24 protein-coding genes and 2 other annotated features are annotated in these 23890 nt (G+C 42.9%); of the genes, 4 read left to right on the top strand and 20 right to left on the bottom strand.

The window, feature by feature from the left end; genetic code table 11:
- Positions 1 to 20: 20 nt before the first annotated feature.
- Positions 21 to 1868, bottom strand: coding sequence for a translational GTPase TypA (typA, locus tag QNI08_RS05720; protein ID WP_285766472.1), 1848 nt, complete (start codon positions 1866 to 1868; stop codon positions 21 to 23).
- A gap of 124 nt (positions 1869 to 1992) precedes the next feature.
- On the opposite strand from typA, the gene QNI08_RS05715 reads away from it, so the two are divergent.
- On the top strand, positions 1993 to 2175 hold the full coding sequence (locus QNI08_RS05715; RefSeq protein ID WP_285766471.1) for a YlaF family protein: 183 nt from the start codon (positions 1993 to 1995) through the stop codon (positions 2173 to 2175).
- Between the two features lie 64 nt (positions 2176 to 2239).
- Here QNI08_RS05715 and QNI08_RS05710 read toward each other — a convergent pair whose 3' ends face one another.
- Positions 2240 to 3043 (bottom strand): inositol monophosphatase family protein, encoded by an 804-nt coding sequence (locus QNI08_RS05710; protein ID WP_285766470.1) that lies wholly within the window; start codon positions 3041 to 3043, stop codon positions 2240 to 2242.
- 273 nt (positions 3044 to 3316) lie between these two features.
- Positions 3317 to 3514, bottom strand: coding sequence for a hypothetical protein (locus tag QNI08_RS05705; protein ID WP_061144096.1), 198 nt, complete (start codon positions 3512 to 3514; stop codon positions 3317 to 3319).
- A 200-nt stretch (positions 3515 to 3714) separates the two neighbouring features.
- Between QNI08_RS05705 and QNI08_RS05700 the strand changes: the two genes are divergently transcribed.
- Positions 3715 to 4335 carry a YktB family protein gene (locus tag QNI08_RS05700; RefSeq protein WP_285766469.1) on the top strand — a complete coding sequence of 207 codons (621 nt, stop codon included), beginning with the start codon at positions 3715 to 3717 and terminating at the stop codon, positions 4333 to 4335.
- 423 nt (positions 4336 to 4758) lie between these two features.
- On the opposite strand, the gene trpA is transcribed toward QNI08_RS05700, so the two are convergent.
- From trpA to QNI08_RS05655, 9 genes are all read right to left on the bottom strand, one after another.
- The gene (gene trpA, locus QNI08_RS05695; protein WP_285766468.1) at positions 4759 to 5538 is read right to left on the bottom strand and encodes a tryptophan synthase subunit alpha; all 780 of its coding nucleotides are present in this window, start codon (positions 5536 to 5538) and stop codon (positions 4759 to 4761) included.
- A complete protein-coding gene (gene trpB, locus QNI08_RS05690) occupies positions 5531 to 6736 on the bottom strand; it encodes a tryptophan synthase subunit beta (protein WP_285766467.1) in 1206 nt (401 codons plus the stop codon). The genes trpA and trpB overlap by 8 nt, the downstream gene beginning before the upstream one ends.
- Positions 6737 to 6740: 4 nt before the next feature.
- Complete coding sequence (locus QNI08_RS05685; protein ID WP_285766466.1) at positions 6741 to 7355, bottom strand: phosphoribosylanthranilate isomerase; 615 nt, start codon at positions 7353 to 7355, stop codon at positions 6741 to 6743.
- A gap of 10 nt (positions 7356 to 7365) precedes the next feature.
- The gene (gene trpC / locus QNI08_RS05680; RefSeq protein WP_285766465.1) at positions 7366 to 8142 is read right to left on the bottom strand and encodes an indole-3-glycerol phosphate synthase TrpC; all 777 of its coding nucleotides are present in this window, start codon (positions 8140 to 8142) and stop codon (positions 7366 to 7368) included.
- A complete protein-coding gene (gene trpD / locus QNI08_RS05675; RefSeq protein WP_285766464.1) occupies positions 8142 to 9164 on the bottom strand; it encodes an anthranilate phosphoribosyltransferase in 1023 nt (340 codons plus the stop codon). The genes trpC and trpD overlap by 1 nt, the downstream gene beginning before the upstream one ends.
- A 28-nt stretch (positions 9165 to 9192) precedes the next feature.
- Entirely contained in the window at positions 9193 to 9798 is a 606-nt protein-coding gene (locus QNI08_RS05670; protein ID WP_285766463.1) for an anthranilate synthase component II, read from the bottom strand.
- Entirely contained in the window at positions 9795 to 11189 is a 1395-nt protein-coding gene (trpE, locus tag QNI08_RS05665) for an anthranilate synthase component I (protein ID WP_285766462.1), read from the bottom strand. Before trpE ends, QNI08_RS05670 begins: the two co-directional genes overlap by 4 nt.
- Positions 11190 to 11321: 132 nt before the next feature.
- Positions 11322 to 11557: a binding site (T-box leader), on the bottom strand.
- A gap of 35 nt (positions 11558 to 11592) precedes the next feature.
- Positions 11593 to 11826: a binding site (T-box leader), on the bottom strand.
- Between the two features lie 72 nt (positions 11827 to 11898).
- The gene (locus QNI08_RS05660) at positions 11899 to 12171 is read right to left on the bottom strand and encodes a UPF0223 family protein (protein ID WP_285766461.1); all 273 of its coding nucleotides are present in this window, start codon (positions 12169 to 12171) and stop codon (positions 11899 to 11901) included.
- 58 nt (positions 12172 to 12229) lie between these two features.
- A complete protein-coding gene (locus QNI08_RS05655) occupies positions 12230 to 13189 on the bottom strand; it encodes an NAD(P)H-dependent flavin oxidoreductase (RefSeq protein WP_285766460.1) in 960 nt (319 codons plus the stop codon).
- A 389-nt stretch (positions 13190 to 13578) separates the two neighbouring features.
- On the opposite strand from QNI08_RS05655, the gene QNI08_RS05650 reads away from it, so the two are divergent.
- Positions 13579 to 15036 carry an aminotransferase class I/II-fold pyridoxal phosphate-dependent enzyme gene (locus QNI08_RS05650; RefSeq protein ID WP_285766459.1) on the top strand — a complete coding sequence of 486 codons (1458 nt, stop codon included), beginning with the start codon at positions 13579 to 13581 and terminating at the stop codon, positions 15034 to 15036.
- Between the two features lie 158 nt (positions 15037 to 15194).
- Here QNI08_RS05650 and QNI08_RS05645 read toward each other — a convergent pair whose 3' ends face one another.
- A complete protein-coding gene (locus tag QNI08_RS05645; protein ID WP_098175446.1) occupies positions 15195 to 15320 on the bottom strand; it encodes a GapA-binding peptide SR1P in 126 nt (41 codons plus the stop codon).
- Positions 15321 to 15615: 295 nt separating this feature from the next.
- Here QNI08_RS05645 and QNI08_RS05640 point away from each other — a divergent pair, with 295 nt between their 5' ends.
- A complete protein-coding gene (locus QNI08_RS05640) occupies positions 15616 to 16050 on the top strand; it encodes a DUF1885 family protein (RefSeq protein ID WP_285766458.1) in 435 nt (144 codons plus the stop codon).
- Positions 16051 to 16075: 25 nt separating this feature from the next.
- Here the strand turns inward: QNI08_RS05640 and QNI08_RS05635 are convergent, their stop codons facing one another.
- From QNI08_RS05635 to QNI08_RS05605, 7 genes are all read right to left on the bottom strand, one after another.
- Positions 16076 to 16900: a polysaccharide deacetylase family protein gene (locus tag QNI08_RS05635; protein ID WP_285766457.1), complete on the bottom strand. Its 825-nt coding sequence runs from the start codon at positions 16898 to 16900 to the stop codon at positions 16076 to 16078.
- A 45-nt stretch (positions 16901 to 16945) separates the two neighbouring features.
- The gene (locus QNI08_RS05630; protein ID WP_352231200.1) at positions 16946 to 17203 is read right to left on the bottom strand and encodes a hypothetical protein; all 258 of its coding nucleotides are present in this window, start codon (positions 17201 to 17203) and stop codon (positions 16946 to 16948) included.
- A gap of 272 nt (positions 17204 to 17475) precedes the next feature.
- Positions 17476 to 18888 (bottom strand): dihydrolipoyl dehydrogenase, encoded by a 1413-nt coding sequence (gene lpdA / locus QNI08_RS05625; protein ID WP_285766455.1) that lies wholly within the window; start codon positions 18886 to 18888, stop codon positions 17476 to 17478.
- 3 nt (positions 18889 to 18891) lie between these two features.
- Positions 18892 to 20253: a dihydrolipoamide acetyltransferase family protein gene (locus tag QNI08_RS05620; protein ID WP_285766454.1), complete on the bottom strand. Its 1362-nt coding sequence runs from the start codon at positions 20251 to 20253 to the stop codon at positions 18892 to 18894.
- Between the two features lie 120 nt (positions 20254 to 20373).
- Positions 20374 to 21351 (bottom strand): alpha-ketoacid dehydrogenase subunit beta, encoded by a 978-nt coding sequence (locus QNI08_RS05615; RefSeq protein WP_285766453.1) that lies wholly within the window; start codon positions 21349 to 21351, stop codon positions 20374 to 20376.
- A gap of 3 nt (positions 21352 to 21354) precedes the next feature.
- A complete protein-coding gene (pdhA, locus tag QNI08_RS05610; protein ID WP_285766738.1) occupies positions 21355 to 22470 on the bottom strand; it encodes a pyruvate dehydrogenase (acetyl-transferring) E1 component subunit alpha in 1116 nt (371 codons plus the stop codon).
- Between the two features lie 636 nt (positions 22471 to 23106).
- A complete protein-coding gene (locus tag QNI08_RS05605; RefSeq protein WP_285766452.1) occupies positions 23107 to 23811 on the bottom strand; it encodes a YkyA family protein in 705 nt (234 codons plus the stop codon).
- Positions 23812 to 23890 lie beyond the last annotated feature (79 nt).

Raw genomic sequence — 23890 nt, 5'->3', positions numbered from 1 at the left:
TGTACTCCTCCTCTTGCTATTTATTTTTCTTCAAGGGCTACTTTTTTCCTTTTAGCTGCTCTTTCACGCTCATTTTTGTCAAGAATCTTTTTACGAAGGCGGATGGACTCCGGAGTCACTTCGCAGTACTCATCATCGTTTAAATATTCAAGCGCTTCTTCAAGAGACATGATTCTTGGTTTTTTCATGGAAGAAGTTTGGTCTTTATTCGCTGAACGCATATTCGTCATTTGTTTCGCTTTCACGATATTGACTGTCAAATCGCTATCACGGTTATGTTCCCCGACGATCATGCCTTCATAAATATCCGTACCTGGCTCAACGAAAATCACACCGCGGTCCTCTACTTGCATGATACCATATTGGGTAGTCTTTCCTGATTCCATGGATACAAGCACGCCTTGACGTCTTCCGCCGACTTGACCCTGTGCCATTGGTTGGTAGCTGTCGAACGAATGGTTCATGATACCGTAACCGCGAGTGATTGTTAAGAACTCCGTTGAGTAGCCAATCAATCCGCGCGCTGGAATCGTGAACAGCAAACGGACTTGACCGCTTCCGCTATTGATCATATCCAACAATTCACCTTTACGTGCTCCCATCGATTCCATGATCGAGCCTGTGTGTTCTTCTGGTACATCGATTTGAACGCGTTCTACCGGCTCACAACGCACGCCATCAATCAAGCGAACGATAACTTCCGGTTTGGAAACCTGCAGCTCGTATCCTTCACGTCTCATGTTTTCAATCAGGATCGAAAGGTGAAGCTCTCCACGGCCTGACACGATCCAGACATCAGGAGAATCAGTGTTTTCTACTCTTAAGCTGACATCCGTCTGCAATTGGCTTCTCAAGCGTTCTTCGATTTTACGCGCCGTAACGAATTTACCTTCGCGTCCTGCAAATGGGCTGTTATTCACTAGGAAAGTCATTTGTAAAGTCGGCTCATCAATACGAAGGATCGGCAGGGCATCGGGATGTTCAGTAGGGCAAACCGTTTCCCCTACGTTAATGTCTTCCATACCGGAAACGGCAATCAAATCACCAGCAACGGCCTCTTGGATTTCAACTTTCTTCAAGCCGATATAACCAAAGATTTTCGTTACACGGAATTGTTTTACCTTTCCATCAAGTTTCATTAATGAAACTTGTTGACCTACATGCATTTTACCGCGGAAAACACGGCCAACACCGATACGGCCTACATAATCATTATAGTCAAGTAAAGCCACTTGGAATTGAAGCGGTTCATCTGAGTTATCAATTGGGGCAGGGATCGTTTCAACGATCGTTTCGAACAATGGTGTCATGTCCTTTTCCTGTTTGGCAGGATCTGAATCCATGCTTGCTGTACCAGCGATACCAGAAGTGAAGACAACAGGGAATTCCAATTGTTCTTCTTCGGCTCCCAGTTCGATGAATAAGTCGATTACTTCATCGACCACTTCATCTGGACGCGCAGAATCTTTATCGATTTTGTTCACGACAACGATTGGCGTGATTTTTTGTTCCAAGGCTTTTTTCAACACAAAACGCGTTTGCGGCATGCAACCTTCATAAGCGTCAACAACAAGCAGAACACCGTCAACCATTTTCATGATCCGTTCCACTTCACCGCCAAAGTCGGCATGGCCTGGAGTATCCAAAATGTTAATCCTTGTATCTTGGTATTGTACTGCTGTATTTTTCGCGAGAATCGTGATTCCGCGTTCCTTTTCAATCGCATTCGAGTCCATCGCACGTTCTTCCACATGTTCGTTCTCACGGAAAGTACCAGATTGCTTAAGCAACTGATCCACTAACGTCGTTTTACCATGGTCAACGTGGGCAATGATGGCTATATTACGAATATTTTCTCTTAATTTCAAAAAATTCACTCCTAAAAAAGTTTGTGTATAACGTATCACTAGTATTAACTTACATATTATATCACAAACATACTAGAAACAAATACAGAAATTATGTACAATAGATATATTAGGGGTGATATTAATGAATATTAAATGGAATTTCTTAATATTAGCGATATTGGCAACATCAAGTATTGGCTCCATCGGCATCTTCATTGCTGAAAAAAGCTTGATTGGTATACTGGCTGCAATCGTTGTACTTTGCGGATTGATGGGATATGGATTCACTCAGAAGAAAAAACTACGCGAAGCAGGAAAATTATAATAAAAAAAACTCGCTGGCAAACAGCGAGTTTTTTGTTAATCATTTCGATAAATCCACCCCTGCATCATAGATCGGGGTTACCTGATAGGTATTTTTCGAAAACTTCTTTGTGCAGTCCCGGCTTGGAAACGAAAAGCGAATCGCCGCCTATAAAATCCAAGCTGTCTCCTTTAATATTGCTTACTTCTCCGCCCACTTCTTCTACAAGTAACACGCCTCCGGCAAAATCCCATGGCATAAGCCTCATCGTAATATACGCGTCAATCCTTCCGGCAGCCACGAAGGCAAGCTCCAATGCTGCAGAACCATATGAGCGGGTTCCTCGTGCATCACGGACTAGCGGTGCTAAAAGACGCGGATCTATCCTGCGGTTTTCCGTCACCCAGCTTGCATTAATCGAAACAATGGATCGATTTACCGTTGCCGATTCAAGTGAAGGAAGGCGTTGATCATCCATGAATGCTCCCTGACCCTTGATCACATGGTATAACTCATCGCTAACCACGTCATAGACCATGCCGATTGTCCCGACCCCATCCACATAAACCCCTAGGGAAATCGCAAAATCCCTCTGTTGATGAATGAAGTTCAATGTTCCGTCAATCGGGTCGATGATCCATACTGTTCCCGTTAGATCCTTAATATCATTTCCCATTCCCTCTTCGCCAAATATCCGGTGATCCGGGAAGACTTCGCCAATCTTGTCGCAAAAAAACTTTTCTATCCCCTTATCCATATTCGTAACCAAATCATTAGGATTCGTTTTCATTTCAATATCCAATTTGGTATTGAAGGACGCCCTTAGCCTCGCTCCCGCTTCCTTCATCCATAATTTCGCATATGTATCCATTTCTTTTACCGATGCCATTATAATATCCCCGTCCTTTATGATCAGAAACTACATTAAAATGATCTTCTTATCAAGATTAAAGCAAATATGGCTCTCCTTCAAGTTTTTAACATCTTGCAATTTGGAGTATTCCTGTATTCCGACACAACTAGTTTGGACATTGAATGAAAAACGGACACGTTATTTTTTTAATAAAATAAGTGTCCGTTCATCTATAATGAAATTCCATGTATTGAAATTGATTCATTTTCCTTCAGTCATTCCCCTTCATGATTTCTGCGGACAAACTTCCTACAATGCTTTCAGCTTCAACAATTCCAACCGGATTCGTTCAAGCCTTTGTTTGCATTGTGACCGCATTTGATCATTCTCTTCACCAATCGCTTCAAAAAGGGTTGCTAATTCATAGTCCATTTCCATCCTTAACACTGCAGCTCTATGTCTTTCAACTTCTTTAGCCTTTAATGCTTGGTTCATGACTTGTTTCATAATTAACATTCTCCCTTCAATTATACTAATTTTCTGAATTTATTTATATTTTATCATATGTCTTCCTACAACAAATAGCAACTAATTTGTGTTTTAACCTAGAAGTAAATTTCGCCGTGCCGCCCCATAATCGTATTAATTAATTTTTACTTTTACTTATGCTACAATATGTGCAGATATCCACGGTAGGAGAGATGATAATGAATATATCAAGATTTACTGCAGATGATTTTAACGTTTTTACGATTGATGGATTGGAACAGCGCATGGATGCTTTAAAGGATAGGATTCAGCCAAAATTACAAGCTCTTGGCGAGCATTTTTCCCAACGACTATCCGTAATGACGGGGGATGAAATGCATCCTCATGTAGCAAAGCATGCCCGGCGAACAGTGAATCCTCCTAAAGATACATGGGTAGCTTTCGCTGCAAACAGCAGGGGATATAAAATGATGCCGCATTTTCAAATTGGTTTATGGGAAACGCATATGTTCATTTGGTACGCCGTCATTTATGAAGCCCCGAATAAAATGGAAATCGGAAAGAAACTGGAGCAACAGACGGACCAATTGATGAAAAGCATCCCATCCAATTATGTTTGGTCGATGGATCATACAAAACCTGAAGTCATCTCTAATGAAGGTCTTGGCAAGGAAGATCTAACCTCCATGTTCCACCGGCTGCAAACTGTCAAGAAAGCCGAAATCTTATGCGGCATAAGTGTTTCACGTGATGATGCCATTCAAATGAATGATGATGAGTTCATGAAGACCATTCAAGATGCGTTTGACCATCTTTTACCCTTATATAAATTAAATTAAACACATTTAATCAGGATTCGACATGGAATTCCGGAACATTCACCGCGCTTCGTGCAAGTGAAAAGAAGTTCGGTCCCTGTCCGCCAGACTATAGGCTAAACCGATGAAAAAATGCCCCGTAATGTTAGACACCAAACTAACAATTACGGGGCATTTTTTGATTGAGCCACTCCTTGAGAGTCTCGTATCCACGTATCATGAAAAGCAACTGCAGTAGCCATTCAATGAATTGAAAAAGGGATTCTGGTTTTGGGTGGTTTGTACACTAACCTTTCTTTTCACACCACTCTGTATCAATACGAAGATCATGATCCACTGACCACAGTATAGAAGGAACTCCAATCAGACTATAACTATGGCGGAATTCCGATTACCTACAGATAAAGAATCCGAACTCAGGTAATATGTCGGGGGCCGGAATGTTTATTTTCGAACCAATCCCTTACTCGCTTGTATCAATTCATTAATTTGATCTTCCTTACCTGTTTCAAAGCATTCAATGATCTTGCTGCCGACAATGACACCATCACATGACTGAATCGTATCTCGCACATGTTCCGGCGTCGATATGCCAAAGCCAGCAAGAACAGGAACGGGGCTAAGCTCTTTCACCTTCTTCAGGTATCCCCCCAATTCCCCTCCAAAAGCATCCCGTGCTCCGGTTATGCCTTTGATTGTAACTGCATAAATAAAGCCCTCTGCCCCTGCCGTAATCTCTGTGATGCGCTCCTTCGAAGAGGTGAGTGTCACAAGCCTGATAAGTACAATTCCTGCCGTTTTTATAGAAGAAAACATCGCTTCCTCTTCAATTGGCACATCCGGAATGATACATGCCGATATTCCCGCACTAAGGCAATCTTCGGTAAACTCTTTAAGGCCATAGGCTATGATGGAATTTGAATAGCCCATCAAGATGATGGGGATCTTCACCTCATCTTTGATTTCCTTTACTTTATTCAGTACATCCTTTAAGGTGGTGCCATTCTCCAAGGAACGGATGCCCGCCTGCTGGATAACCGGTCCATCAGCAACAGGGTCCGAGAATGGTATACCGAGCTCCACCGCTGTCGCTCCGCCATCTTCAAGGAAAAGAAGCTGGCTCTTTAAACGTTCAAGACCGCCATCGCCTGCCATTATATAAGGAATAAATGCTTTTTCCTGCTTCGCCTGACATTCTTTAAGCGCCATTGTCAATTTATTCATGTTCACTACCCCCTATTACCGATTGGACCGTCTCAACATCCTTATCACCACGGCCTGATAAGCAAATCACCAATCCCGTTCCTTTATCCATTTGCTTGGCAAGTTTCAAACCATAGGATATGGCATGTGAACTTTCCAAGGCAGGAATAATCCCTTCTTCCCTCGATAGCAGCATCAGGGCTTCCAAGGCTTCATCATCCGTAACGGAGGTATATTCCACTCGCTTGGCATCTTTTAAGTAACTATGTTCCGGTCCAACCCCTGGATAATCCAGCCCGGCTGATATCGAATGCGCCTCCTGTATTTGGCCGTCATCGTTCTGCAAAACATACATGAATGCTCCGTGCAGAACTCCCGGTTTCCCTTTCGTCAGGCTGGAAGCATGTAAATGTGTATCCAAGCCATGACCGGCCGCTTCCACTCCATACAATTTCACCTGTTCATCTTCAATGAACGGATAAAACATTCCCATCGCATTGCTGCCCCCGCCTATGCATGCGACTACGGCATCTGGAAGGGAATCGTTTTCCTCCAAATACTGGCCCTTCGTTTCCTTGCCTATTACGCTTTGAAAATCACGAACAATGACGGGGAAAGGATGCGGCCCAAGAACGGAACCCATTATGTAATGGGTGTCGTCCACATTAGCCACCCAATAACGTAACGCTTCATTAACTGCATCCTTCAGTGTTCCGCTTCCTTGGGAAACCGATACGACCTTGGCGCCTAAAAGCTCCATCCGAAACACATTCAGTTTCTGCCTCCTGATATCTTCTTCTCCCATGAAGATGGTGCATTCCAGCTTCAGTAAAGCGCACACAGTTGCCGTCGCCACCCCATGCTGCCCTGCCCCAGTCTCGGCAATCACTTTTTTCTTGCCCATTTTCTGAGTCAGTAACGCCTGGCCGATCGTATTATTGATTTTGTGTGCCCCGGTATGGTTCAAGTCTTCTCGCTTCAGGTAAATATCGGCACCGCCAGCAAGTTTCGTTAGATTCTCCGCATAATAGAGAGGTGTTTCACGTCCTATATATTGCTTCAAGTAATAGCGCAGTTGCTCTTGAAATTCGGGATCTTTTTTAGATTGTTCATATACTTCCTCAAGTTCCGTAATGGCGGCCATTAACGTTTCCGGAACGAACCTGCCTCCATAAGCTCCAAAATGTCCAGTTCCATCTGGCAATGTATAAGTAGTCATGTAATCATTCCCCTTTTCCCGCTGTATATTTCGCTTCATTAATAAATGCTTTCATTTTCAGCGAATCTTTTACTCCATTTGTTTCAACTCCACTTGCTACATCCACGGCGATTGGTGAAACAGCACTTATCGCGCTCCTAACATTTTGGGGCGTCAGCCCGCCCGCTAGAATCAGTTTCTTGCGTGGCAAGTTCGCTTTACCGATCATATCCCAATCCAAAGTCAGACCTTTTCCTGATGACCCCTTAGGAAGATCCACCAAGTAAAATTCGGCTGGGTACTCCTGAAGCTTTTCGAGATCTGCTTCTGACCGGATGGAGAAAGCTTTGATCACCGGGAGGGGCATCCTGCGAGCGAAGCTGACGGACTCATTCCCATGCAGCTGAATGAAATCCAAGCCGGCCACTTCCGCAATTCTTATCACTTCCTGCTCGGTTTGGTTGGCAAATACTCCGACTTTTTTTATATGACCGGGAAGCGCCGATCCGACTTCACCGACCAATTCAGGCGCTACCTTCCTGCTGCTTTCTGCAAATATGAACCCTATGAAATCCGCTCCGTGTTTTACGGCTTCTTGAGCGGCAGCCAATGTCTTTATCCCACATATTTTCACTATCATAGCAATCTCCTTACATGCTCATTTGCAACTCAGCCATAGTATCGGGAAGATTAGCGGAGGTCATCAGCGTCTCGCCGACCAGAATGCCCACTGCCCCAGCCTTCTTAACACGCAAAACGTCTTCTTTTGTCTTGATTCCACTTTCGCTGATGATGAGATGATGCTTTGGATCAAGCAGCTTCGCCAGCCGTTCGGTTACAGCCAAATCCACTTTGAATGTTTTTAAGTTCCGATTGTTAATCCCGATGAGTTCTGCCTTCAGTTCTAATGCTCGTTCCAATTCAGCTTCATCATGAATCTCGGTTAATACATCCAGCCCTTTGTTTTTTGCATATTGATATAATTCATGAAGCCGGTCTTGGGAAAGTGCCGCCACAATTAATAGAATGATGGTCGCACCAGCTTGATGGGCACGATCTATCTGAATTTCATCGATGATGAAATCTTTGCATAGCCTTGGGACTTTCACCGATTCGCTCACCCTCCTTAAATCGTCAATCGATCCTTTGAAGAATGCTTCATCCGTCAAAACGGATATCGCTGACGCTCCGCACTTTTCATAGGTCAGCGCCTGCTCGAGCGGATTTACATCCATTTTAATGTTCCCTTTCGAAGGGGAAGCCCGTTTGATTTCCGCAATGACCGCGATGGTTTTGGCTGTTTTCAGCCTTTCCACGAGGGAAGGCCTGGAAACGTCTATCATGACTGATTCACCTAAACTGGCTTCCTTCAATTTAGCGACTTCCTCTTTTTTTCGTTCGATAATTTCCGTTAAGATATTGCCCATTACAAGACCACCTTATTTCTATTGCCGAAAGCAATCAGATTTTCCAATTTAGAAAGAGCGGAGCCACTATCAAGACTTTCCTTGGCCAAGGAAATTCCTTTTTTGATCGTTTTCGCCGTGCCATGTGCATATAATCCCAACCCGGCATTCAATAAAACAGTATCACGATATGCCCCTTTTTCACCCTTCAGCAGGCGCAGCATGATATCGGCATTCTGCTTGGCATCTCCGCCCCTGATGTTTTCGTTATCGCAAACGGGCAGATCCACCTCTTCGGGATGAAGCGTAAACGGAATGATATCCCCTTGCTCCAACAGCACAAGTGAATTCTCCCCCTGAAGGCTTGCTTCATCCATGAATCCCGCGCCATTTATGACGATCGCACGAGTTCTGCCCAACTTATGGAGCACTTCTGCAAATAGCTCGAGCATATCGCGACGATTGATTCCTAATAATTGGGTGTCAAGTTGAACTGGATTTGTCAAGGGTCCAATCAGATTAAAGATTGTCGGGATTTTCAAATCTTTTCGCACTTTCATGATCCGTGCCATATTGGGGTGAACGGAAGGAGCGAATAAAAATGCTATCCCGTTTTCCTCCAATAGCTCCTTCAACATTCCTGGCTCCAAAGACAAATTGACCCCCAGCTCTTCCAATACATCCGCACTGCCCGTTCTGCTTGAAATGCTGCGATTGCCATGTTTAGCAACCTTGACCCCCGCTCCAGCAAGCACGAAGGCCGAAGCAGTGCTTATATTGAAGCTTTGCGATCCGTCCCCTCCAGTACCGCAATTGTCCATTACATTCAGAGAGCTTGTTGTAAAGCTCCTTGCTTCCTTTCTCATGACTTTAACCAGACTCGCTATTTCACCTGCCGTTTCCCCTTTCGCTTTCAAGGCAATGATGAAAGCGGCCATTTCGCCTTCAGTGATGTCTTTTGAAAATAACGCTTGGGCTGCTCTGCTCATCTCATCTTCCGTCAATGCTTGACGCTCTGCTAACTTTGCTAAATATTCCTTCACCGCTAACTCCCCCAGTCGTTTTTTGAAATTACAAAATGAAATGTTCCTTTTCCGATTGAAATGTTCCGGCAATCTTATAAAATTCATGCAATAATTCCTTGCCGGTTTTCGTCCCTATGGATTCAGGATGGAATTGCAGACCGAATAACGGGAATTTTTCATGCTGCAATGCCATGACCTCCCCATCATCCAGTGCCGCTGCCGTAACGATCAATTCTTTTGGCAAGCTCCCTTTCTCCACCACCAAGGAGTGGTAACGCATGACAGGAAATTGACCGTCCTGATTGGCAAATACGCCTGTTCCATCATGTTCGACAACCGAGGTTTTCCCGTGCATGATTTGTTGTGCACCAACCACATTCGCCCCAAAAGCAGCTCCAATGGCCTGGTGCCCGAGGCAAATCCCCAAAAGCGGAACCTTCTCATGAAAATGACGGATGATCTCTATGCTGATACCAGCCTCCTCCGGCCTTCCAGGACCAGGGGAAATGACGATCGCCATCGGATTCAATCCCTCGATTTCGGCAATGGTAATTTCGTCATTCCTTTTCACGATGATGTCTTTCTCCACTTCACCTAAATATTGATAAAGGTTGTATGTGAACGAGTCATAGTTATCGATTAATAAAATCATCTTCTGTGTACCTCCATTAGTGCACGTGCCTTATTTTGTGTTTCTTCATACTCCGTCTTGGGGTCTGAATCATAAACGATTCCCGCCCCTGCCTGCACATAGGCCTTGCCTTCTTTGATGATCATCGTCCGAATGGCCAAAGCCATATCCAGATCTCCTCCAAAGCCCATGAAACCTATCGATCCTGAGTACAACCCGCGTTTGCAATTCTCCAATTCATTAATCAGCTCCATCGCCCGAATCTTCGGGGCCCCTGATACAGTCCCGGCAGGAAGACAGACAGATAGCGCATCCAAACTCGTGTATCCTTCCCTAAGCTTTCCGCTGACCTTCGAAGCAATATGCATCACATGTTGATATCTTTGAATTTCCATTTCCTCGGTAAGGTGGATCGACCCTATTTCACACACCCTCCCCAGATCGTTTCTTCCTAAATCGACAAGCATTCTATGTTCGGCAAGTTCCTTTTCATCCTTCAGCAGGCTCCTTTCAAAGTCTTTATCTTCTTCATCCGTTTTTCCTCTCGGCCTCGTGCCGGCAATCGGGTTAACATGGACCATTCCCGACGAAACGCTGATCAAGCTTTCCGGAGAAGACCCTAAGATGGTATAATCACCGAATTCTATATAAAACATATACGGAGAGGGGTTGGCTAAACGCAGCCGACGGTATGCATCGAAAGGCTTTCCAGCGAAATCCGCTTTGAACCTTTGCGATAAAACCACCTGAAACACCTCACCTGCAACTATTGCCTCTTTCACCTCTTGCACCATTCGCTCAAACTCTTCCTGGCTGAAATTCGATTCGAATTCCAAATATTCCGACGATATTTCCTTTGACGGTATGTTGGCCTGATTGATTGTTTCCTTCATGCGCAATAAGCTTTTTTCACTGTCTGCTTCAGCTGTCAACAAGTGAATCTTCTGAAGCACATGATCGAATATATACAGTTCCTTATAAAATAGAAAATGGGCATCCGGCATTTTCAAGGTATCTGGAGGCACAGGACCAATGTTTTCGAATAGACGAATGATATCATACCCCATATATCCGACCGCTCCGCCATTAAATGGCGGAATGTTAGCTGGGGCGTCCACTAGCTCCACCAACAATTCACTTTTCAGGAACTCAATGATGTTGATGTTCTTTACGATTCGGCCACCCGTCCCAGGATCTTTCACATGTACGTTCCCAGCAAGTGACGTTACCTCCAAATACGGATCCGAACCTAAGTACGAGCAACGTCCATTATCATGATGGGAATTCGAGCTCTCCAATAAAAACCTCTGTTCCCCAGCCATTTTCTGAAATATGGCGATGGGTGTGTGAACATCACCTTCAATGGTTTCCATTTTGAAGCGAAGCATCTTTTTTTCATTCAATTCGTTCATCTAAAATCCCCTCCAAATTCCTATAACATTTGAACTCGATTGCTGTGCCTGTTTGGTAAAAAAATGCCAGCGCTTCTGCTTCAATCGAATAAAACCCATAAAAAAATCCCCTGCAAACACAAATATGTGTCTGCAGAGGACGGTATACCGCGGTGCCACCTCAAGTTGGAAAAACAAATCATTTTTCCCTCTCAAGCAGGAAATCAGTTTTCCTGCCAACCCCGTTAACGGCGGAAGCCGGGTTTCCCTACTTATTTCAAGAAACCACTCATAAGTCCATTCACCCTTCCATATCGTACCGGTTTCCACCTATTCCGGTTCTCTGTGACGAATCTAAAAGGATTACTACTCTTACTCATCGATTTGATTATCATTTTCTAAAAAACGCAAAAAGGCCCCTCATCCAAAGGACGAGGAACCCGTGGTACCACCTTAATTAGCTAATTCAGCTCACTTTACGGCATGATATCCATGCCTATCTCCAATAACGATGAGATAATCGCCAAAGCCTACTTCGTCAATCCGTTTCGGTTTGGGGCTCGGAAGTCCATTCGCTTAAATTCGTTCACCAGTTTTCAGCAACCACTGGCTCTCTACAGAACATCATTAAGGTACTCTTCTTCGTCACTGCCTTTATCTTCTTCTTGGTTATTATGTTAAAACAATCTTTTCAGTAAGTCAATAATGTTTTCAAATAATTATATGTCCTTCATTTCATTTTTAGCCAGTCGCCGTCTTCAAGCCCCTTTGCCTTCTTGATAACCTGATAGGCTGAATAAGTACTGACTGACTCGAACTCATCTGTATATTTTTTTTCATCCGCCTTCCCAGGCACGATTTCTTTGAATCTTCTGTATGCCGTCATGAAAGCTTCCTTTTGTATTTTGTTTTCATAAGCTTTTTCCACCGCTTCAAAAAATTTAATTACATCGACGATTTCATCCGTTGACCAATCAAGGTCCATTGGATACTGATAATCCATAACTAAAACACGCTCCTTCTAGATTGTTTTTTCAAGTTGTGCAGGAGACCCTCCGCCTTCAGTCTGCCCATTTCGAGCGAATCTTCTCAGCCTGGCCAATGATTCGGGTGAACAGCTCGGCTGTCGTCGGAACATCATGGATCAGACCCATCACTTGTCCAGCCCAGGCATATCCTTCTTCTTCAACACCATCATGGATATACCGCTGATTCGCTTTTCCACTTATGTAATCCTTCAATTGCTCATATCCGCCGTTCCCTTTTTCGATTTCAAGGATTTTATCCGTCCAGCCATTTGTAATAACCCGGGCCGGCGAACCGATGGACCGTTTAATGACAACGGTATCATTTTCCGTGCCGGAAACCAAGGCTTTTTTATATAATTCATGAGCATGTACACACTCCTTGACTGCAATGAACCTGGTTCCCATTTCGATACCTTCCGCCCCAAGTGCCAGCGCTGCCATTAAACCGCGTCCGTCACCAAAGCCACCAGAGGCTATGACCGGAATCTTAACGGAATCCACAACTTGAGGAATCAAAACGGAGGTTCCGATATCTTCCCGTCCTAAATGTCCCCCTCCCTCCTGGCCAACGACCATAACGGCATCCGCACCAAGCTGTTCAGCCTTCACTGCCTGTCTGGTTGCAGCAACAAGAACAAGTTTTGCCACCTGCATGTCCTTGACGTAATCTAGAAACGGTGCAGGGTTTCCTCCCGTCACGGAAACGGCAGCAATCCCCTCCTCCATGGCAGCTTCAAGCATATGTTCATAAGGTCTTCCGTGCTGGCCAATTGCAAAGTTCACACCAAATGGTTTATCCGTCAATGCCTTCGTTTTCCTAATTTCATCGACCAATTGCTCCGGACCGTCCAAGGACATCGCCGTTACCTGCCCTAATCCCCCTGCATTCGAAACGGCGGCTGCCAGTTCCGCATAAGCTAAATGAGCCAGCCCCCCTTGTACGACCGGGTATTGTATTCCTAGTAAATCGGTCACGCGCGTATTCCATTTCAAACTCCCCACTCCCTTTTTATGTATGATATATGGACACTTTACATTATGGCAAATATTGTTTGCCCATTCAATTTTTACACTCCTCGAAACCAGGCTTCACAAGGAGAGTATCTTCAGTCACAACGCTTCACACTGAATTCATCAACGATATTGGCGGCCCTTTCTTTCATCTTCATTCCTGGAATAAGGCGATTTTTCTGGATGGAAAAGAAAAATCATGCTAGGCATTTATGATAAGACGTGCTATAATTCATTTGTTTTATGTCTTTCGATAGGCTAACTAACCATTGATATGGTTGCAAAATCGGATAAACATCCGCTTATTATAGAAAGGGAGTCATTTTCTCCCGCATTTCGAACCTACTATATTGAAAAGGGGCCACAAAGAATTGTCACAGAATGAAACACCCTTATACACTGCCTTGTTGCAGCATGCCAAAAAAAATCCCGTTCAATTCCATATTCCTGGTCATAAAAAAGGAAAAGGAATGGACGCCGATTTCCGTGAATTCATTGGAGAAAATGCATTATCTATAGATTTAATCAATATTGCCCCGCTTGATGATCTCCATCAGCCAAAAGGAATCATTAAACAAGCACAAGAACTGGCTGCCCAAGCTTTCGGCGCCGATCACACGTTCTTTTCCGTGCAAGGAACAAGCGGGGCGATCATGACAATGGTCATGACGGTCTGCGGTCCTGGAGATAAAATCATCGTACCAAGGAACGTACATAAATCCGTCATGTCTGCGATTGTCTTTTCCGGGGCGGTTCCCGTTTTCATCAATCCTGAAATAGATAAAGATCTGGGCATATCACATGGAATCAGCATTGATGCCGTTGAAAAAACATTAAAGGAGCATAGTGATGCGAAAGGATTGCTTGTAATCAATCCTACCTATTTCGGCATATCAGCTGATTTGCAAAAAATCGTCGAAATTGCCCATTCCTATGAAATCCCTGTACTTGTTGATGAAGCTCATGGAGTCCATATCCACTTCCATGAAGACTTGCCAATGTCAGCCATGCAGGCTGGAGCCGACATGGCGGCAACGAGTGTTCATAAACTTGGAGGTTCGCTCACAGGAAGTTCAATTTTAAATGTGAGAGATGGATTGGTTTCGGCCAATCGCGTTCAAGCGATTTTAAGCATGCTCACAACCACGTCAACCTCCTACATCCTTCTGGCCTCACTGGATACGGCTAGAAGGCAGCTGGCGACAGTGGGCAGGCAAATGATCGATGACGCCATCAATCTTGCAGGATACATCAGGGAGGCCGTAAATGAGATCCCTTATCTATACTGTGTCGGCAGTGAAATCCTTGGAAGCAAGGCGGCCTTTAGCTATGATCCTACAAAGCTGATCATATCCATCAAGGAATTGAATATTACCGGATACGACGTCGAGAAATGGCTCCGTGAGAAGCACAATATCGAAGTGGAACTATCAGATTTGTATAATATTCTTTGTCTGATTACACCCGGAGACTCCAAAACGGAAGCTGACCTGCTTATCGCGGCGCTCAAGGACCTTTCCGATGAGTTTAAGGAAATGGCGGCCGAACATGGAAAAATCGAAGTTCTTCTCCCTGATACTCCACCCCTTGCCCTCTCGCCAAGGGAGGCTTTTTATGCGGAAACCGAAGTGGTGCCAATCGAGAAATCCGTTGGGAAAATCAGTGCAGAATTCATCATGGTATATCCGCCAGGGATCCCGATCTTCATTCCTGGTGAACTAATTACGGAAGATAATATCAGTTATATTCAAAAAAACATCGAGGCTGGCCTGCCAGTTCAAGGTCCAGAGGATCCAGAGATTAAATATTTACGCATCATTAAAAACTGAATGCATATAAAAACCAGGGTGGTCAACCGCCCTGGTTTTTATATGCATTCAGGGAATTCTGAAGCAGCAGCCAATGTTTGTGGGTAAAAAAAGCGCTCCAGACCAATAAGTCGAGGAGCACTCTTGAATTCTATTAATCTCTTTGAAAGTTTTCGGTATTATTTCTCAGAGGCAGCTGTATCACAGCTGTGGCAGTTGTGATTGTGTGTATATAGTACACTTACCTTTTCATCTTCAAAATGTTCGATCGTGCTATTGCAAGTCTGACATACGATAGTTCCCATTTTTACAACCCCTTCCTCTATATTGTATGCAATAATCAATTAATGTAACCGCTTTAAATGAATTATAATATAACACATTTATAATTTCAAGTTAAAAAGTATGTCATAATTAATTTTCCGATTAGAAGACGGCGGTTGAAGAGCAGATAAAAATCAAAGACAATTGCGCAATTACACACATAACTTAGAAACGGGAAAAAAGTAATTTTACCCATAAATATACATATAGATAACTGTATAAATCAACCATGAGATGTTAATATATTGGTAAACCTATGAAATAAGGGGGATCCTAATGGCAGAAAATGCGTATATCAAGCTCGTACCCGAATCAGTTAAAGCTACCGTAACCATCGAAGATGTAAAGGAATTACTGACTTACTATCAAATGATCACCTCTAAAACCGGAAAGCAGCTGGATTGGGACTACGATAAGAAAGCATTCCCTTATGAAATGAGGGAACCCGAAAGAATGAAAGATAAGGCCATATATCTTCAGGCTAAAGATGATCGTTACCATATGATCTTGATTGGCGTAGACCAGGAAGTCATCCAGGATGAAGATGGTCTGGAGCGCATTCAATCATATATCCAATTCACCCTTCCGGAAACGGCAACCTTCGGAGATAAAGGAAAAGCTAATGAACTATGCAAGTTCCTCGCAAAAAAATTAAAGGCGCAGCTCCATCTCTTTAATGAACGAGTGATGTACTTCTATCCAAGGAAATGAAAAAAACCGCAAAAGCTGAGTCAGCTCATGCAGGCGTTTCAATCAATTGCGGATCAAGCATTTTATAGCCCTTCTTTTGAAAACCTTTCACGATATCCTCGATCGCTTCATTTGTCCATTTTCTGTCGTGCATCAAAAGATTCGCACCGTTACCCAAATAAGGACTGTTTAACATGATTTCAGTTAAGGCATTTTTGTTCTGATATTCCTTTTCCCAATCATATCCATATGTCCAATTCATCACCAGCATTTTTTCTTCCTTCGCAACTTTTTTCGAATGATCGGTATTCGATCCAAACGGCGCCCTGAAAAACTTAGGGCGTTCCCCGATAATGCCTTCAACCAAATTATTCAGTTTAACGATTTCCCTATCTTGTTCCTGTTCAGGCAATTCTTTTAAATTAACATGAGAATATGTATGGTTTCCGATTGGAAAACCCAGTTCATGAATTTCTTTCAGCATCGCTTTATTTTCATCATTTTCAAGAAAATGGCCATTGACGAAAAATATCGCCGGAACCTTAAGTCGGTGAAGGGTTTTGGCAATTTCAAGCGAATATTTATCAGGAGCATCATCGAATGTCAGCAAGACAACCTTCGGATCTGCATCCGCAATCGGGTCAAATGACCAAGTTTCTTGATTGATCCGGTATTCCGGCTTAACTTTCTCTTGCACATTCATCTGTGTTCCTTCATCTTGTTCTTTCTCTTGCTGGCTTTCATCTGGAATGGATGCTGCCGTTTCCACGCTTTTATGTTTTTCTTTTTCCACATGTTCGGACTCTTGGGAATTACAAGCAATCAATAAAATGGCTACACTTGCTAATAATACTAATACTTTGTTGAACATGATACCTCCGTGGTTTTTTGTGTCTTTACAGGCCTTGCGAAAAATTCAATAAACGGGTACTAACGTCTCCAAGAGGATTTGCAGCAGCCCGTAGCATAATAGGCTGATCACAGTTATAAGCATGGTTCGCTTATTCGATTTCAAAATCATTTTACCTATGTAAATGGCCAAATATGAAAAAACCAAGAACATGACAACCTTGAAGACAAATCGATCATTAACGGAAAGCCATTCAACCAGTGTATAGCCGCTCCATACAATTAGTTGAAAGAGGATTACCAGATAATTTTTCAAGTGATCCACCCCATTTGTAAATGAATAAATCAGGCCTGATGGTGTTATAAGCAATAACCCTGTAGGTCAGTACGTTGCCCATCTTATTTTTTATCCTCTTTTTCCAACTTCAAACCTTATGGAGAAAAAATTATAAAGCCCTTTGTATAGCTTATGCTCATTTTGTCCTTTTCATTTAAATAGTGTGCAGAAATATCTTGAACCGTGTGAACATTCTGTTTGTTGACCTTTCCAATGAAAAAAGCGTGCTGCAAGGGCAGCACGCTTCTGTGGGTGAAAAATTATTTAATGATATGGATAGGAGTTCCAAGGGCCACTTCAGCAGCTTCCATTGTAATTTCCCCTAAAGTTGGATGCGCATGGATTGTCATCGCGATATCTTCAGCAGTCATTCCTGCTTCGATAGCCAAGCCTAGCTCCGCAATCATATCAGAAGCGTTCGGGCCTGCGATTTGTGCCCCAATAACCAATCCATCTTCTTTGCGAGTGATAAGCTTCACAAATCCGTCGGTATTGTTTAAAGAAAGAGCACGTCCATTTGCAGCGAATGGGAACTTGGAAGCAAGAGCCTCAATTCCAGCTTCCTTCGCTTCTTTTTCATTATAACCGACAGATGCAAGTTCCGGTTCTGAGAATACAACAGCCGGAATGGCAAGGTAGTCGATTTCTGATGAATGTCCCGCAATGGCTTCTGCTGCAATCTTACCTTCGTAAGAAGCTTTATGAGCCAATTGAGGTCCAGAAACGATATCACCAATCGCATAGATGTTTTTCACGCTTGTACGGCATTGTTTATCCGTTTCAATCAAACCGCGGTCCGTCATTTTGATTCCAACTTGCTCAAGACCGATTTCGGCAGTGTTTGGACGGCGCCCGACAGTAACCAATACATAATCAGCTTCTACTTTTTTCTCTTCGCCTTTTGCTTCATACGTAACGGTTACGCCTGTTTCGGTTTCTTCCACACCTTTGGCATTTGCTTTAGTAACAATTTCAGCACCTTTATTCTTAAGGTTACGTTTAACAAGTGCTGCCATTTGTTTTTCAAAACCAGCTGAAAGGATTTCTTCCGTACCTTCAAGAATGGTCACTTTAGTGCCAAAACTTGCGAATGCTCCGCCAAGCTCAGTGCCAATGTAGCCTCCGCCGATTACTACCATCGATTTTGGAACTTCATCCAAAGCAAGTGCCCCAGTGGAGTTAATTACGCGTTTTGTATATTTAAATGACGGAATCTCGATTGGCGATGAACCAGTCGCGATGATCGCGTTTTTAAATGTATATGTTTGGGCTGAATCTTCATTCATGACCCGGATGCTGTTTTCATCAACGAAATACGCTTCGCCTGTTACAACTTCGACGTTATTTCCTTTTAGCAGGCCGCTGACACCGCCCGTTAATTTTTTGACAACAGAACCTTTCCAAGCTTGTACTTTAGAAAAATCAACAGAAACTTTTTCTGCAAAGATCCCCATGTCTTCTGAATGCTGAGCTTCATGAAAACGGTGTCCCGCCGAAATTAAAGCTTTCGATGGAATACAGCCTACATTCAAACAAACTCCGCCGATTGTTCCTTTTTCTACGACCGTTACTTTTTGTCCAAGCTGTGCTGCACGAATTGCTGCAACATATCCCCCTGGGCCTGAACCGATCACTAAAGTATCTGTTTCGATTGGAAAATCTCCTACAACCATTATTTACGCCTCCATTAACAATAATTCTGGGTCGTTCAATAACTTTTTGATATGATTCAATGCATTTTGAGCAGTTGCTCCATCAATCATGCGGTGATCAAAGCTCAGTGATAATGCCAGAACTGGAGCGGCGATAATTTCCCCGTCGCGTACAATTGCTTTTTCGGCAATGCGTCCTATACCTAGAATGGCAACTTCTGGGTGATTGATTACAGGTGTGAACCATTGGCCGCCTGCGGAACCGATATTCGTGATCGAGCATGAAGCACCTTTCATTTCGTTAGGAGCTAATTTTCCATCACGGGCTTTTGTGGCTAATTCATTGATTTCTTGTGAAATAGCAAAAGGTGATTTACGATCTGCATCTTTAACAACAGGAACGAGCAAGCCTTTGTCAGTATCTGCCGCAATTCCGATATTGTAATAGTGTTTATGGATAATCTCACTAGCCTCATCATCAAAAGATGTGTTAAGCATAGGGAATTCACGCAATGCACTCGTTAACGCTTTAACAACATAAGGAAGGAATGTAAGCTTGATTCCTTTTGCAGCGGCAACATCTTTGAATTTCTTGCGGTGAGCGACGAGAAGCGTTACATCAACTTCATCCATCAAAGTTACATGTGGAGCTGTCTGCTTGGATTTAACCATCGCTTTGGCAATCGCTTTTCTCATGCCGCTCATTTTCTCGCGAGTTTCAGGATATTGCCCTTCCGGAATTGACACTTTAGGTTTTTCTGTCGTTTCCTTATCGGTTTGCTGTTGTGAAGCTTCACTTTGAGCTGCTGGCTGCTGCGGAGCGGATTTGCCATTTTTGAAAGCATCGATATCATCTTTCATGATGCGTCCATTATCCCCAGAACCAGAAATCTCGCGAATATTTACCCCTTGTTCGCGTGCATATTTCCTGACAGAAGGCATGGCAATGATACGTCGTGAAGGATCCACTTCAACCTGTGGTTGTGCTCCCGCGCCCGTTTCTGCACTATTGGCTTGATCCGGAGCAGCCTCTTTCTTGACTTCTTGTCCAGCTTCAGCAGTAGCTTGAACCTGAGCCTCCGTATCCTTATCGCCTTCAGCCTTCTCTTCGTCTCCATGATCCCCTTTGAATTGAAGATTTTCATAACCTGGAGCATCGAATTTCACAAGAACATCACCGACAACGGCTACCGTTCCTTCTTCAACAAGGATTTCTTCCACGGTACCTTCAACAGGTGATGGAATTTCTACAACGGCTTTATCGTTTTGAACCTCGCAAAGCACGTCATCTTCTTGAATCTTATCTCCTGGTTTTACAAACCATTTCACTATTTCACCTTCGTGTATACCTTCTCCGATATCTGGGAGTCTAAATTGGAATGCCACTGAGTTCAACCTCCTATATTAAATCATACTTAGTGCTTCGAATAAAGTCCTTTATCTTGCATTTCACTAATGCTAATTCTTTCTCAAGCAAGCACTTTCATTCGCATTACTTAAGATAAGTTAAAACTTTAAGACTTTAGTCGCCGTTTCCATAATGTCTTTATAATTAGGGAGCCATACCGTTTCAGCTTGAGAGAACGGGAATACCGTATCTGCAGCCGCCACTCGCAATACTGGAGCATCCAGGCTCAAGATGGCACGTTCATTAATCTCTGCAACGACATTCGCTGCTATACCTGCTTGTTTTTGTGCTTCTTGGACCACGATGGCACGTCCCGTTTTTTCTACTGAAGCAATGATTGTATCAATATCAAGTGGAGATACAGTCCTTAAATCGACAACTTCGACCGAATGACCATCCTTGGCCAATTCCTCCGCTGCCTTGATGGATTCCTGTACCATCGCACCGTAAGTTATGATGGATAAATCCGTACCTTCTCTTTTCACATCCGCTTTGCCGAGAGGAATTGTGTACTCTTCTTCAGGCACTTCCTGACGGAACGAGCGGTACAATTTCATATGTTCAAGGAAAATGACAGGATCGTTGTCACGAATAGCTGAAATCAATAAGCCTTTTGCATCATAAGGAGTTGAAGGGATGACAACTTTTAAGCCTGGTTGCTGAGCCATTAAACCCTCTAAGCTATCCGCATGCATTTCTGGAGTATGCACTCCGCCTCCGAATGGTGAACGAATCGTAACAGGCGCACTGTAACGTCCGCCTGAACGGTAGCGCATACGGGCAAGCTGACCGCTTACTGAGTCCATTACTTCATATATAAATCCGAAGAATTGAATTTCAGGAACAGGACGGAAACCTTGTAAAGAAAGACCGACCGCTAATCCACCGATTCCAGATTCAGCAAGAGGAGTGTCAAATACACGATCTTCGCCGAATTCTTTTTGAAGATTTTCCGTTGCACGGAATACTCCACCATTAAGACCAACATCTTCTCCAAAAACGAGTACGTTTTCGTCATTTTTAAGTTCTGTACGTAATGCTTCTGTAATTGCTTGGATCATCGTCAATTGAGCCATGGCTTACTTCGACTCCTTCTCTTTATAAATTTCATATTGTTCTTTTAGGTTGTAAGGCATTTCTTCAAACATGTTCTCAATAAGGTCAGTTACTTTTTGCTTAGGTTCTGCATCAGCCTTTTTGATTGCATCTTTGATATCTTCTTTTGCTTTTTCTATCGTTTCGTTCTCTAATTCTTCATTCCAAAGATTTTTGCTTTCCAAGAACTTCCGGAAACGAACCAATGGATCTTTCAGTTCCCATTCATTATCCATGTCGGAAGTACGGTAGCGTGTCGGATCATCTCCAGCCATCGTGTGAGGTCCATAACGGTATGTCAATGTTTCAATCAGTGTAGGGCCTTCGCCATTAACTGCACGTTCACGCGCTTCCTTAACGGCTGTATAAACGGCCAATGCATCCATCCCATCAACTTGAATACCAGGGATACCTGCAGCCACACCTTTTTGTGCTAATGTTTTCGCCGCAGATTGTAAATCGACAGGAGTTGAAATTGCGAAACGGTTATTTTGCACGATGAAGATAGCTGGTGCTTTAAATGCACCCGCAAAGTTGATTCCTTCATAGAAGTCACCTTGTGAAGTACCACCATCACCTGTATAAGTGATCGCTACCGCTTTTTTACCGCGTTTTTTCAGTCCAAGCGCAACGCCTGCGGCTTGGATATATTGAGCTCCGATAATGATTTGCGGTGAAATGACATTAACATCCTCAGGAATTTGATTTCCTTTGAAATGTCCGCGGGAGAATAAGAATGCTTGCCATAACGGCAGACCATGCCAAACGATTTGCGGCACATCACGGTAGCCAGGAAGAATGAAATCCTCTTTTTCCAAAGCATATTGCGATGCGATTTGAGAAGCCTCTTGACCAGCAGTCGGAGCATAGAATCCTAAGCGTCCTTGGCGGTTCAATGAGATTGAACGTTGATCCAAGATACGTGTATAAACCATGCGACGCATTAGCTCTTGCAGCTGTTCATCACTTAAATCAGGCATTGCCGCTTCATTAACGACTTCTCCCTCTTCGTTTATAATTTGAAAAGTTTCAAATTGTTCTTCCACTTTCTTAAGCTGATCCTGAACATTAATTTTAGCTTGTTTAGTTTTTTGAGCCATTTGGCACCTCATCCTTTCATTAAAAAGGTTTGTGATTATTCTTCTATAAAGCAAACCTGTTTGCTTTTTAGCTTCTTCAACAATCCATTGAATTATTTTTCCCTTAAGACTAATCCCCCAAACGTGGATACGCTTAATATGCTTCAATCTTATTCTGTACCATAAAAAAAATCAAGGAAAATGATACAAGGAATATCTAAATATTAATTTACAAGATGAACGGACATCAGTCAACGTCTTGAAGTTCCTTAATTATTTCATTCTATAGAACTCAAAGCAAATAATCCGCCCCTCTGTATTAGTTTTGCAATTATAACTGTATCACTAAAATTGCCCCAGCTTTCATTTAAGTCCGGACAAAGCGTATCATTTCCCATCGCCCGCAAATCGCTGCCATCCAAAATTCCCTTGAACTAAAGGCATCTTAACTATTTAAGTGAATATTCAGAAAAAATCTTCAAACGCTTTCATTTTAAATTGCTGTTAGATTTTTAGCATTTAATTTTTTTTAGTACAGGCATTGGAATATCCACAATTCTCAGTTTGCTCGCATCGTTATTCCTGAATATATACAGTCTCCAATTCACCCTGATGCAAAAAAAAAGGCTGTGAGTGAGACTCACAGCCCATCAATATTTATTCATTTGTCGAATCTGCCATTTCTATGCCTGAACTATCATAAAAACGTTCTTTTTTTTGATTTGATTTCTCCGTTAAGGCGTTAAATTGCTTGTTGGCTTTCAAAACTTCTGCATACGAGACGTTGATTTTCTTGATTTGGCCTTGCAATTCATCCATTTTTAAATCTTCCTTCTTGAACAAATCGTATAATTCACGATCATTAGCCAGACTTTGCTTATAAGCTTCATATAAATCGTCGTATGTATCATATCGTTCAGTCATGACCTTTTTCATTTCAGTCGCTTCTTTTTTTACTTTTTCATCCTCGATCTTTCCGATTTGCTTGTCTATCTTATCAAATTCTTCTTTCGAGGCCTGCATACTGGTTTGTTCATTTTTGATTATTTCTTCCCGTTTATCGAGATTCTTGGCCGCTTCATCTGAAAGCTCCACGATTTGTTCATATTCGTCCATTCCAAGTTTTATGATTTTCTCATACTGCTCTTTTTCCTTTTTTTCCAATTCATTAAGCGGCTCCTGATGTTCGTTGAAATCATTTTCCTTTTCGGCCGTTTTTTCTAAAATCTTATGGATTCTTTCCTCGGGTGTTCCATTAAAACAACCGGTCATAATCAATAAAGTGGAAAAAAGTAAAACTACAATTGCGCCAAAACGCTTCAATATAAACAGCTCCTTCTGATCGTTCTTTGAAGATTTCATTTCCTTTGACTTCCCGTTAAAGCTGCGGACCTCGTACCATTCATATTCACAACATGATTTTTTCATTACTGGGCGTTAG

It is taken from the genome of Peribacillus folii, from assembly GCF_030271255.1.
Lineage (GTDB): Bacteria > Bacillota > Bacilli > Bacillales > DSM-1321 > Peribacillus.
The sequence above is the reverse complement of the archived record's forward strand: the minus strand, read 5'-3'. Positions and strand labels throughout refer to the sequence as shown.